The sequence below is a fragment of the Streptomyces sp. CA189 genome, assembly GCF_056428985.1.
Genome location: NZ_JBWJVM010000016.1, coordinates 149,011 through 161,583, shown reverse-complemented (window position 1 = coordinate 161,583; position 12,573 = coordinate 149,011). Strand labels below are relative to the sequence as shown.

Annotated in this window: 7 protein-coding genes and 2 pseudogenes; 1 reads left to right on the top strand and 8 read right to left on the bottom strand. The window is 72.7% G+C overall.

Going from position 1 to position 12,573, the window contains the following annotated elements; genetic code table 11:
* Positions 1 to 48 precede the first annotated feature (48 nt).
* The 8 genes and pseudogenes from AC061S_RS16205 to AC061S_RS16170 form a co-directional block, all read right to left on the bottom strand.
* Positions 49 to 1,623 carry an Ig-like domain repeat protein gene (locus tag AC061S_RS16205; protein ID WP_478686637.1) on the bottom strand — a complete coding sequence of 525 codons (1,575 nt, stop codon included), beginning with the start codon at positions 1,621 to 1,623 and terminating at the stop codon, positions 49 to 51.
* A gap of 38 nt (positions 1,624 to 1,661) precedes the next feature.
* The gene (locus tag AC061S_RS16200; RefSeq protein WP_478686636.1) at positions 1,662 to 2,657 is read right to left on the bottom strand and encodes a hypothetical protein; all 996 of its coding nucleotides are present in this window, start codon (positions 2,655 to 2,657) and stop codon (positions 1,662 to 1,664) included.
* A 146-nt stretch (positions 2,658 to 2,803) separates the two neighbouring features.
* Positions 2,804 to 5,536 carry a hypothetical protein gene (locus AC061S_RS16195; RefSeq protein WP_478686635.1) on the bottom strand — a complete coding sequence of 911 codons (2,733 nt, stop codon included), beginning with the start codon at positions 5,534 to 5,536 and terminating at the stop codon, positions 2,804 to 2,806.
* Positions 5,536 to 7,317, bottom strand: coding sequence for a phosphate ABC transporter substrate-binding protein PstS (gene pstS / locus AC061S_RS16190; protein ID WP_478686634.1), 1,782 nt, complete (start codon positions 7,315 to 7,317; stop codon positions 5,536 to 5,538). The genes AC061S_RS16195 and pstS overlap by 1 nt, the downstream gene beginning before the upstream one ends.
* A gap of 68 nt (positions 7,318 to 7,385) precedes the next feature.
* Complete coding sequence (gene pstA / locus AC061S_RS16185; RefSeq protein ID WP_478686633.1) at positions 7,386 to 8,714, bottom strand: phosphate ABC transporter permease PstA; 1,329 nt, start codon at positions 8,712 to 8,714, stop codon at positions 7,386 to 7,388.
* Positions 8,711 to 9,733 (bottom strand): phosphate ABC transporter permease subunit PstC, encoded by a 1,023-nt coding sequence (pstC, locus tag AC061S_RS16180; protein WP_478686632.1) that lies wholly within the window; start codon positions 9,731 to 9,733, stop codon positions 8,711 to 8,713. Before pstC ends, pstA begins: the two co-directional genes overlap by 4 nt.
* Positions 9,730 to 10,281: a hypothetical protein gene (locus AC061S_RS16175; protein WP_478686631.1), complete on the bottom strand. Its 552-nt coding sequence runs from the start codon at positions 10,279 to 10,281 to the stop codon at positions 9,730 to 9,732. Before AC061S_RS16175 ends, pstC begins: the two co-directional genes overlap by 4 nt.
* Before the next feature lie 643 nt (positions 10,282 to 10,924).
* A pseudogene (locus AC061S_RS16170) lies at positions 10,925 to 11,080 on the bottom strand (DUF2000 family protein); the annotation flags it as partial.
* A gap of 98 nt (positions 11,081 to 11,178) precedes the next feature.
* Between AC061S_RS16170 and AC061S_RS16165 the strand changes: the two are divergent.
* Positions 11,179 to 12,441 (top strand): annotated as a pseudogene (locus AC061S_RS16165) (RNA-guided endonuclease InsQ/TnpB family protein).
* Positions 12,442 to 12,573: the final 132 nt, after the last annotated feature.

The window sequence follows — 12,573 nt, the reverse complement described above, 5'->3', positions numbered from 1 at the left end:
GGGCCGCAGGACAGCACGGGCCGCTCCGACCCGGAGCTCACGCCTGGATCAGATGGCGGTGAGCGTGAGGGTGGCGGAGTACGTGCCGGCGACCGTGGAGGTCGGGACGTTCAGCGCCAGGTCGGCGGTGACGTGCGCGGTGCCGAGACCGGTGCCGTTGGCGAGGGTGCGGGCGGACTTGAGGCCCGCCGTGCCCGAGTCGCCGGTGGCCACGCCGTTCGCGGCGGGGACGGCGGAACCGGCCGTCACCGTCTGCGCGGGCGCCTTGTCGACGAGCTTCGGGGTCCAGCCCAGGTTCTGGCCGTTGATGGCGTGGGTGGCACCGTCGGAGAAGTCGGTGACCTGGCCGCTGACGGTCCAGCCGGGGTTGCCGGCGCGGGTGTCGGTGAGGGTGACCGGGTTGATGGAACCGGCCGTGGTCAGCAGGTCCCCGTCGACGCCCAGCACCGGCGAGGGCAGGGTGACCTGCGGGTTGGCGACACTGATGGCCAGCGCGCCCGAGTTGACGGTGGTGGTGATCGTCTCGGAGGCGGAGACACCGGCGAAGGCGCCCACCACGTACGGGATCGCGCCCGAGTCGGAGCCGGTGAAGGCGCCCGCATTGGCCGGGACGAACACGGCGGTGAAGGAGTGGTCGCCCACCGGGAGGCTGCTGGTGTTCAGCACCGCGGTGCCGCTCGCCACCGGGACGGTGCCCAGGGTGACGGTGGAGCCGCCGACGGTGTCGGTGAACTTCACCGCGCCCGCCGCGCCCGCGGGGGTGACCGTACCGGTCAGGGTCACCGGGCTGAACTGCGGCGCGGTGCCGGCCGGGGACACGGCCAGGGCGGTGGTGGTCGTCGTGGCCGCGGCGGCCGTGACCACGTAGGAGACGGCGGCGGAGGCCGAGCCGTTGTACGAGGCGCTCGCCGGCGTGAAGACGGCCGTCAGGCCGTGCGTACCGGCGGCCAGGTTGGACGTGGTGAGCGCCGCGGTGCCGTTGTTCACGGTGACCGGGGTGCCCAGGTCGGCCGCGCCGTCCTTGAACTGGACGGTGCCGCCGGCGCCGGCCGGGGTGACGCCCGCGGTGAGGGTGACCGGAGTGCCCGCCTGCGCGGGGCCGGCCGGGGTGACCGCGAGGGAGGTGACGGTGTCGGTCTTCACCGCCGGGTCGGTGTTCTGGTAGGTCGTGTTCGAGGTGAACCAGATCGCACCGGTGTAGTCGCCGAGGCTGGTGCCGTTGAAGGCGGTCCGGCAGATCACGGTGAAGTCGTACTTGCCCTGCAGGGTGGTGAAGCCCGCCTGGCTGGCGTAGTCCCGCATGGTGGACGTCAGCGGGATGACCATGCCGCCGTTGGCTGCGGTCGGGTAGGTCGCGATGGGCGAGTTGCCGACCACGTTGAGGCCCTCGGCCGGGAAGCCGGAACCAGCCACCGTGACCAGCACGTTGGTGGCGGTGTCCGGGCAGGCGGCCGAGGTGGTGAACGCGATGCCGGAGGTGTCGGCGCCGGTCGCCGGGTTGATCTCGAGGGTGCCGATCGGGGCGGCGTACGCGGCGCCCGCCCCGGCCAGACCCGCCGCGAAGGCGGTGGTCACGGCGGCGACCCCCAGGGCTATGGTCCGCAGAACTCTGTTCTTCAGCACAACGTCTCCAGAATGTGAAGCTCGGGCGGCGATCAGGGTCACGGGGTCTGCTTGGTGGTGTCGCCACAGTTCGGGCTGGTGGCGAAGCCGTACGTGTTGATCACCGAGGTCTGCTTGCAGATCTCGGAGTTGGGGCCGACGAAGACCGTGCTCCACGGCGCCGTGGCGACCTTGTTGGTCGGGATCACGTTGTAGACGTCGCGCTTCACGCCGAACCCGCTGTTGAGGACGGTGGGCGCCGTGCCGTCGACCGTGCCGAGGATGGCGCGGCCGCGCAGGTCCGCGATCGTCTGCGAGGACTGCGACTGGTACTGGGCGATGGAGAACGGCACGATCGACTTGTCGTCGAGGAGGCGGCCGTCGTGCTCCTGCACCGGGGTGGTGCCCTTCTTGTCCTTGATGCAGGGGTAGACGCCCGCGACGACATCGGCGTCCGTGATCCCCATCTGGGACTCCCAGAAGCTGCGGGTGCCCGAGCCGGCCTGCGGCAGGTAGACCGTCATGGCGTAGTTGGGCGCCGTGCCCACGTAGTTCGGGTCGCAGCGGTAGATCGCCTTCAGGTCGGTGAGCGACAGCTTGCGCGGGATCGCCGAACCGGGGGTGATGGCGTAGCTGACGCCGTCGACCGCGAAGGGGACGTAGGTCAGGCCCGGTGCCGCCGCCGCCAGGTTCAGCGAGGAGGAACGGGCGAAGTCCAGACAGCCGTTGCTCGCCTGGAGGGAGGTGAGCAGCGCGGAGCGGCCGGCGCCCGAGCCGTTCGGGCGGGCCATGGTGCAGTTCGCGTTGACCGCCGGGTCCTTGGTGGTGATGTTGGCGGAACCGGTGGAGTCGTAGGAGCCGATGACCTTCTGGCCGCCCACGGTGATGGCCGCGGCCAGGCCGTTCATGACGTCCTGCGTGGTGTCGGAGCCGACGCCGGAGAGCTGGCGGTACGGCGGCGGGCCCGACGGGTCGGCGGCGGCCAGGCCGGCTCCGGCGATGGTGGCCGCGAGAGCGACTGCCGAGACGCCGAAGACGATCTTCTTCTTGTTCACTTGGGATGACCCCTCAGCTAGGCTGCGCCCCGGGTGGTGCCCGGCGCGCGTGGGATGAAGTTCCGTTGGCGCGGATTGGTCAGACGGTTGTCGCCGGGCATCACCTCCTTTCGTCGTGTGGAGCCGGGACGGAACGCGGGCTCCGGTCAGTCCTGGTCCGGCGGGCTCCAGTCCCTCGGGCCCGCCTTCTTGTGGGTCGCCCAGTCCGCCGGAAGGTCCGCGGCCCCGCCGGATGCCACGGCCGCTCCCCCCGCCGCGGCGCGCAGCGACCGCAGCCACGGCAGGGCCCTGGGCAGGAAGCGCGGGAGCAGCGGTCCCGCGAAGGCCGCGAGCGCCCCGACCACGAGGCAGATCAGCAGGACGTTGCGGACGGCTCCGACGACCCAGTCCGGGGTGGTCCCCGCCGCCCGGGCCGCCGGGGCGCCCGAGGTGCCGGTGGCTCCCGGGGCGCCCGCGGCCGCCGCGGCGGCGGTGGGTGAGGCCGTGGCGGCTCCGGGCGCGGCCGCGCCGCCGGCGGCCGAGCCGGCGCCCGCCGCCGAGGCTCCGGAGCCGGAGGTCCCCGTACCGGACGGGCCGGACACCCCGGGGGCCGCCGCACCGCCCGTGCCGGACGGCGTACCGCCGGCGGCACCCGGGGCCGGGGCTGGGGCCGAAGGCTCCGGTGCCGGGGTCGGCTTCTTGCCCGCCTCGGTGCTCACCCGCTGCGCGGCCGCCCGGGTCTGGGCGCGCAGGGCCTCCGGCAGCGGGGCGTAGCCGTGCGGCAGGCTGCCCGCGGACACGCCCGGGGTCTGCCCCTGGGCGGCCGCGTAGGCCAGCAGGGCGCCGTAGTCCCTGCCCTCCGCCTCCGTGAGGTCGGCGGGGACGGTGGCGGCGTAGGTGAGGACGGTGAGCGGGTACGCCGCCGGGTCCGCGGCCGCCGGATCGGGGGAGCTGACCCCGTCGGCCCCGGCCGTGCGGGCGTTCGCGGCGGCGATCAGGGCGGCCGGTTCGGGGGCGGTGAACTTCCCGCCCGCGTTGAGGAGTTCGGCGCGCACCAGGCCGTAGCGGTCGGCGGTCGCGGTATCGGTGACGGCGAGCACGGCGCGCGAACCGGCGAGCTGCGGCGGGTCCTTCTTGTACGCGGGCGGGGTGCCGGTGGCGTCCCAGGAGGTACGGGCCAGGGTGTCGCCGCGGCTCGCGGCGCGCGCGGCGGCGTGCATGTCGGTGGCGTAGGGGTGCTTGTCCTGGATGCAGAGCGGGGACTCGGGGTGCTCCACCGGGAACGGCTGGCAGTACGGGTCGCTCTTGGGGAAGGTGTCCAACGGCAGGGCCAGACCCCGGTAGTTCGGGTTCACGGCCATGCCGGCGTACGAGGCGTCCCCGTGGGCGCCCGTGTTGTCGGGCGTGCCGTCGAGGAACTCGCGCGCGGCCGGGTCCCGGGCCACCCACTCCCACAGTTGCCGGGTGGTGTCGGCGAGCGGCTGCGGGACCAGGGCGTCACCGAGCTTGCCGCCGAAGTCCAGGCCCGCGTACGTGGGGTTGTGCCGGATGAACTCCGGGTCCCACCCCAGGTTCACCGGGTTCTTCGCGGTGCTTTCGGCGAAGCGGGAGTTGCCGTCCTGGTAGGACTCGGTCAGCAGCTTCGCCACCAGCCTCGGGGTCAGCCGCAGCGTGCCGAGCCGGGTTCCGTTGCGGGCCTTGACCTCGGGCGGCGCCTGGAATCCGGCCTGGCTTTCGATGAAGAAGCCGATGGTGATGCCGGAGAGGGCCACGGGTGCGTAGACGGGTTTGCGGTCGGCGGCGGCCGGCGCCGGCCGGCCGAGGAAGACCAGCCCGGGCGTGCCGGAGAGCAGTTTGACGCGGGCCGTCTCGTCGGGGACCTGGGCGTAGCCGTAGATGGCCTTGCCGCCGGTCTGGCACAGGGCGGGTTGCCAGCGGGTGACGGCCTCGGCGGCCATCTCGCTGCCGATGGTGCCGCGTTCCTCGGCGCCGATCGGGCAGTAGCTGCCCAGGGGTTCGAAGCCGAGCGGGACGACGATGCGCTGCTTCCAGTTGGCCGGGCTGAGCGGGGAGGACTGGAGCTGGCCGCTGGACTGCGCGGTGTGCGCGGTGCCGTCGACCTCCTTCTCGCCGCGCGGCACGATCACCAGCCAGCAGCCGCGTCCGCTGACAGCGCCCTGGGGGTCCCGGACCGCGGAGCCGCAGCCGAGGCCGGGGGCCTCGACGGCGGTCTGGGTCTCGAACCAGACCTCGCCGGCGCCGCGGGCGTTGGTGCGGGCGTACGGAACCTCGTTGGTGCTGTTGACGTCGTAGAACTCGTTCCAGTTGCCCGGGCTGACCGGGTCCCCGCCGACCGTGCGGAAGGGGGCGTACGAGATCCCGCTCGGGGTGGGGGGCGGCAGCGGCTCGTTCTCCGCGTCCTGGAGGTTGGCGCCGTAGTTGAGCTGGCGGGTGTTGGTGTAGGCCCCGGCCTGGTTGCCCGCGCCGGCGCCGAGGGCGGAGGAACCGCCGAACTGGCACTGGTCGACTGCGGGGCCGGTGGCCTCGTCGCCCCAGCACTGCATGATCTGCAGGTAGTTGGCGCTGTAGGCGGTGTCGGAGACCGTGGGCTCGCCGCCGGTCCAGGAGATCTTGACGACCTGGCCGACGAGGTTGCGGGTCTGGCCGACCGTCACCTTGAGGCCGGCGAAGTCGCCGGCCCCGGACACGGTGACCTCGGAGCCCTCCCCGGCGGCGTACGCGGCCCGCGGCCCCAGGCCGGCCGGCCCGGAGGTGGCGACCACGGGGAGCAGCGCCAGGCAGAGCGAGCCGAAGAGCAGCCGGATCCGGCGGGCGGGGGCCCGCCGTGCGGACGGGGCCCGGTCCGGGGACGGCGTGCGCGTGCGGAACGGCGTGCGCATCAGGAACCGCCTCCCGTGCGGCCGCGCCGCGCCAGGCGCCGGGTGAGCAGCGGCGGGGCGACGGTGACGGCCAGCAGGATCAGGGCGCCGAGCGCCATCAGGACGGTTTGCAGCGTCCCGCCGATGCCGGTCGAGGTGGTGACGGGGATCCCGAACAGGTCGGCCGCGCCCGCCGCGAGGGGCTGCCCGGTCACCGGGTCCACTCCCCCGGTGTCCGTGCCGCCACTGCCCGCGCCGTCACCCGTACCGCCGGTGGCGGCCGCGGCCCCGCTCCCGCCGTCGGCTCCGCCGGTACCGCCGGAGGCCGTGCCCGCGGAGCCGCCCGTGGCTCCGCCGGAGCCCGTACCACCGGTGCCGCCCGCACCGCCCGTGCCACCGCCGGAGGCCGCCGCTCCGCCGGAGGCCGTCCCGCCGCCGCCCGAACTGCCGGTCTGGGTCGGGGTCTTGTTGCCGCCGGTGCCGGTCTCGCACTGGGTGGGACCCTGCTTGTCACAGGCGGCGGGCATCGGGGCGGTCTCGGCCAGGGTGTTCCTGCCGTCGGACGAGAAGGTGGGGTTGCGGCAGTTCTTGATGTCGATGTTCTCCACGGTCACGCCGGGGATGCGGCGGACCTGCTCCAGACCGGCCTGGACGAGGTTGATGGGGAGCGGGGAGTAGCCGAGCCGGTCGACGGAGCGCTGTCCCTCGCAGAGGAAGTAGTAGGCGAAGGCGCCGAGCGCCTTGCCCTTCTGCGGGTTGAAGTTCGATTCCTGCGCGGTCGGGATGATCATGTAGCTGTAGCTGGAGAGCGGGTAGGTGCGCTGGTCGCCCCCGGTGTAGACGCCTTCCAGCTTCTGCGTGAGGTCGACGGGGTCGATCTCCGCCTTGCCGAGCGATACGGCGACGTTCTGGGCGGTGGGCTCGGTGTAGTAGCCCGACGCGTTGAGGATCTTGGCGACCGGGAAGCCCGTCGTGGAGACCGCGTAGGAGTACTCCACGTACGTGATGGTGCCGATGTTGCCTTCTTGGGCCACGTAGCCGGAGACCCCGTTGGAGCCGGACTGGCCGACGAACCCGCGGCCGGCGACGGTGGGGAAGTTGGAGGTCTGCCCGCAGGGCGTGGAGCGGCCGGCCTTGGTGCAGTAGGCGTCCCACAGCGCCGCGTGCCGCGTGCTCATCCACTTGGTCAGCTGGGCCGTCGTGCCCGAGCCGTCGGAGCGGACGACGGGGACGATCTTGCGGGCGGGGAGGGAGGCGGCGAGGCCCGGGTTGTCCGCCTTGATCGCCGGGTCGTTCCACGTGGTGATCACGCCGGTGAAGATCTTGGCCACGACCTCGCCGGAGAGGCGGAGGTTGGTGACCCGGCGGTTGCCGATCTTGAGGTTGTACATGAAGGCGGTGCCGCCCGAGACGATCGGCATGTAGCCGAACTTCCGCGCGGGCGGCGGGTCGACGACCCCGGAGTCCTTGATCCCGTAGGGGATCTCGGAGACCGCGAAGTCGACGGTGCCGTTGCGGAACTGGTTGCGGCCGTCGGACGATCCCGTACCGCTGTAGTTGACCGTCATGCCGTACTGCTTGACGTTGGCCCGCCACTGGTCGAGGGCGTTCTGGCTCCAGGTGGAACCCGCGCCGGAGACCGGTACGTAGCTCTCGGCGGCAGCGGGCGCCGCGCCGGGCAGGGCGGCGGCCAGCGCCGCCAGGAGCAGCGCGAGTCCGCGGACGAGCAGGCGTCCGCGCCGGGCGGGTGCGCGGTCGCCCGAAGGGGCACGCACGGGGTATGCCGGGGGTCGTCCGGGCATGGGTAACTCTCCTGATCGGTCACAGATCGTACGAATGGACGCGGCGCGGGGCGCGAAAGTGCGGGGGACTACGCCCGGGGCGGAGGCAGCGCCTGCCACCCCTGTGGCTCCGGGCCCCCGGCTTCCTCTTCGGCCAGGGCGAGGTCCCGCTCGGCGGCCCGGGCCCGCATCCGCTCCAGGTCACGGGCCGACGCGAGGACCCGGCGGTGCTGCGCGCCCCGGCTGAGCTGGCCCGGGGCCTTGCCGCCGATGAGGCGGGCGAGCACGAACAGCAGCAGCACCAGCGCCATCAGCAGGGCGGCGCAGCCGAACCCCCGGGCGATCATGGACTTCTCCGGGGACTGGACCAGGCTGAAGACCGCGAGCGGCAGCGAGAGTTGCGGCCCCTCGAAGGGGTTGGCGTTGAGCCCGTTGGCGATGCCGGAGGTGAGCAGGACCGGGGAGGTCTCCCCGATGCCGCGGGCGGTGCCCAGGATGACGGCGGTGGTCAGTCCGGAGCGGGAGGTGGGCAGGACCACCGTCCACACGGTGCGCCACTGGCCGGCGCCCAGGGCGTAGGAGGCCTCCTTCAGCGAGCCCGGCACCAGCCGGATCACCACGTCGGAGGCCCTGATGACGATCGGCAGCATCATCACGGACAGCGCGAGGGCGGCGGCGAAGCCGGACTTGTCGAAGTGGAGCAGCAGGATCCAGGTGGCGTAGACGAACAGGCCCGCCACGATGGAGGGCAGCGCGGTCATGGCTTCGACGATGGTGCGGACGAACCGCGCGTAGCGGCCCGGGACTTCGTTGAGGAAGACCGCGCAGGCCAGCCCCAGCGGCACGGTCACGGCCAGCGCGATGCCGATCTGCTGCAGGGTGCCGACGATGGCGTGCAGCGCCCCGCCCTGGCTCAGCGGCTCCAGCGGCCCGGTGGCGGCCATGTCCTCGGTGAAGAAGTTGAGGTGGGCGAGGGCGTCCCAGCCGCGCATGAGCACGTAGCCGACGACGAACACCAGGGCCGCCATCAGCAGGGCGGCGACGCTGTGCACGAGGGCCTGCGCGAGGCGGGCCCGCACGGTGGCGGCGGGCTCGTCGAGGGACACGAGGACGGCGTAGAGGGCCATGAAGGCCAGGTAGAGGACGACGGTGAAGCCGAGGGGGGCGTTGAAGGGCAGCACCCGGCCGAACAGCAGGGCGGTCACGGCGAGCGCGGAGGCGGCCGCGCCCACCATGGCCAGGACGTCGCGGACGTGCAGGGTCGCGGTGTTGCGCCGGTGTTCGGGCGGGATCCCGGCGCCGTCGTGCACCACGGGCGGGCGGACGGTGGCGGCGGTGGGCGCCCCGCGCCCGGCGGCAGGAGCACCCGCAGCGCCGGCAGCACCCGCGCCGTACGGCTTGTGCGTGAGGGCGGTCATGCGTCGGCCCCCGCTCCGGAGCGGCTGCGGGCCACGACCGAGGAGGCGATGAAGTTGACCACCAGGGTCATCAGGAAGAGGGTGAGGCCGGCCGCCATCAGGGCGGACATCCCGAGGGGGCTGGCCGAGCCGTAGCGCAGGGCGATCAGGGCGGACACGGAGATGGCGCCGTTCTCGAGGATGTGCGGCTGGATCACGAAGACCGGGGAGATGATCAGGAAGACGGCGATGGTCTCCCCCAGCGCGCGGCCGAGCCCGAGCATGGTGCCGCCGATGATCCCGCCCCTGCCGAAGGGCAGGACGACGGAGCGGATGACACCCCACTGGGTGGCGCCGAGCGCGAAGGCGCCCTCGCGCTCGCCGGGCGGCGCCTGGGCGAAGGCCTCGCGCATCACCGAACAGGCGATCGGCGTGACCATCAGCGCGACGACCATGCCCGCGATGAAGGTGGAGGAGGTGTAGAAGGTGTTCGGGCTGAGCGGGTCGCTCGGGTCGTCCCCGTCTACCGCGAAGGGCGGGAACCAGCCCAGGTAGGTGGTGAGCCAGCGGGACAGGCCGACCACGTGCGGCTGGAACAGGAACAGCCCCCACAGGCCGTAGACCACGCTGGGCACCGCGGCCATCAGGTCGACCAGGCTGATCAGGGTCTGCTTGACGCGGCGCGGCGCGTACTCGGTGATGTAGAGGGCGGTACCCATCGCCAGCGGCAGCGCGAAGAAGATCGCGACGCCGCCGATGAGCAGCGTGCCGGCCAGGACCGCCGCCACACCGAAGTTGTGGGAGTCGGGCTCCCAGGCGGAGGTGGTGAGGAAGGCCCAGCCGGCGTCGTCCAGGGCCATCAGCGCGCGGCCGCCGAGGAACACGCCGACCAGGGTCATGATGAGCAGCACGGCGGCGCCGGCGGTGCGGGCCGAGCCGCGGAAGATCCGGTCGGCCGGATCGCCGCTCTTGGTGAGGGCGCGCGGGGTGATGTGCTCGTCCTCGGGGGCGGCCGGGGGGATCACCGTGGTCGCGGTCACCGCGGGCCTCCCCCGCGCAGGGCCAGCCCCGGGGCGTCCCCGGCGCCGGGCAGCCGCAGACCGCGCAGCCGCCGGGTGTGGGTGACGCCGGAGGCCACCTGCGCCTCGGCGGCGGCGGACAGGAAGAGCTGGAGGCTGTGGCGGCATTCGCGCTGACGGCGGAAGGTGCGGACGGCCACGGCCACGCACTGCTCGTCGAGGACGAGCTGCCAGGTCCAGGCACCGATGCCGGAGCCGGACACGGCGCCGGATCCGGAGCCGCCGGGGACCGCGCCCCGCACCCCGCGGTGAGCCGTACCGGCCACGGCGCCCGTGGACATCGCCACGAGCGGGACGGCCTCGCCGATCCGTTCCCGGAGCCGTTCGACGGCGGCACCGCAGGCGCCGAGGGCCCGGTACACGGAAGGGCTGCGGCCGAGTTCGTGATTGTTCGAGCCGACCAGGCGCCAGGTCACGGCGTCGGGCCCGCCGCCGCGGCCGACGTCCTGGCCTCCGTAGCCGACGTCCTGGCCGCCGTCCCCCCACACCGCGTGCGGTCCCCCCGCCATCGGCGCAGGCGCCTGACGTCTTTCTACGTCCACCCAGGACACGAACAGAAAACGTGGCTGAGACACCGGACCGCCCCCTTCCCCACAAGCCGTGCGTGGCCGGAAACGGCCACCCACCCATGGCCGCGGGCATGACAATCCACGGGGCGTAGGACTCTGGGGCACACGGATCGGTGAAGCAGAAACGGAGAACGCGTGAACGCGCGGCGGAGGCGCGTTTCGCCTGCGGCGAGCGGAACTTGGCGGCAAGCAGGGCTGCGGGAGGCTTCCGCCGGGACCCGCGGGCCCCTTTTCCGACCCGGCGACAGCCGGACCCCGCGACCGCGGCCCGGTCGCCCCGCACGGACCGCCCCTCGGCAGGGAGCGCGCTCAGGGACCCCGCGCACCCGCCCGACCCGCAGGAGCCGCGTGGCCGAAACGCCACCCCCTGCACGTCCTCCCGGCGTCCGCCCGGCGTCCTTCCGGGGTTCACCCGACGCCCGCCCGGCGGACCCGGCCCCCCGCCCGGCCTGTCCGGCCCGCCCGGCCTGTCCGGCCCGCCACCCCGGACCGCCCGTCACCCGGACCAGCCCGCCACCCCGGACCGGCCCGCCACCCCAAACCGGCGCGTCGCCCGGACCAGCCCGTCAGCCCCGGCCGCCCGTCAGCGGTGCATGCGGGCACCCTTGAGCACCTTGTCCACGGAGTTGCGCGCCCCGTGCACGGCGATCCCGACCAGGTCGAGCCGCTCCCTGCCCACCGCCGCCACGGCCGCCCGATTGGCCCGGTCGTGGCGGGTTCCGAACAGGTCCGCCGTGAAGGGTCCCGACCTGGCCGGCCCCGTACCGCAGGCACAGTAACGACCAGCACGGATGTTCTGATACTCGGCCATGAACCAACTGTCATACGGTGATCGGTATGCAGCTGAGGTACAGCTTCCGCCTGTACCCGAATGGTCCTCAGCGTTCCGCGCTGGCCCAGGCGTTCGGGTGTGCGCGGGTGGTCTACAACGACGCCCTGCGGGCTCGTGAGGCAGCCCGCGCCGCAGGCGAGCCGTTTTCCCGAAGGCCGGTGACCTGTCCAGGCTGCTGATCACCGAAGCGAAGAAGACCGAGGAGCGCGCCTGGCTCGGCGGCGTGTCGGCCGTGGTGCTGCAAGTCCCTGCGGGACCTGGACACCGCGTACCGGAACTTCTTCGACGGCCTCAAGGGCAAGCGCCCGTGTACAGGCGCGCCCCGCTTCAAGAGCCGCAAGGACAATCGACAGGCCGTCCGGTTCACCTCGAACGCCTGGTGGAAGATCACAGCCGGCGGTGACTTGTCGTTGCCGAAGATCGGCGTTGTGCGGGTGAAGTGGTCTCGAACACTTCCCTCGGTCCCGTCCACGGTGACGGTGATCAAGGACGCGGCAGGCAGGTACTTCGCGTCGTTCGTGGTCGAGACCAGGCCGGGCGAGACACTGCCCGAGGCCGCGTCCGAAGTCGGAATCGACCTGGGTCTTTCGCATTTCGCGGTCCTGTCGGACGGTACGAAGATCGAGTCCCCGCGCTTCCTGCGCCGGGCGGAGAAGAAGCTGAAGCGGGAACAGCGCCGCTTGTCCCGCAAGGCGAATGGCTCCAACAACAGGGCAAAAGCCCGGCTCAAGGTCGCCCGCGCTCACGCACGGGTGGCCGACACACGGCGCGAGTTCCACCACCAGCGCTCAACCAAGATCATCCGCGAGAACCAAGCGGTTGCCGTTGAGAACCTGGCGGTCAAAGGACTTGCCCGTACGCGCCTGGCCAAGTCCGTCCACGACGCCGGCTGGTCCTCATTCGTGGCCATGCTGGAGTACAAGGCCGCACGGTACGGGCGCACCTTCGTGCGGATCGGCCGGTTCGAGCCGACGTCTCAGGTCTGCTGCGTGTGCGGCGCCAAAGACGGCCCCAAGCCCCTGGACGTCCGCGTATGGGAGTGCAGGGACTGCGGGGCCTTCCTCGACCGGGACATCAACGCGGCGGTCAACGTCGCCAAGGCCGCCGGACTGGCGGCGTCAGCCTGTGGAGCGCAGGTAAGACCGGGACCCGTCCCGGCACAGCGCCGTGAAGCAGGAACCCACCGAGACGGTCACACGGCCGTGGCAGGAATCCCCGGGGCTCAGCCCGGGGATGGAAGTCAAGCCCGATCCTCCGCATCCCGCTGACGGCGACGCTACGGACGAGTAGGGTGACGATCCATCAGGTCATGTGACCCGGACTCTTGACTCTGTACCCGGCAGTAGCGATTCTCGACCCAATGCTTGCGCGGGACATGACAAACAGGTGCCAGGGCGGCC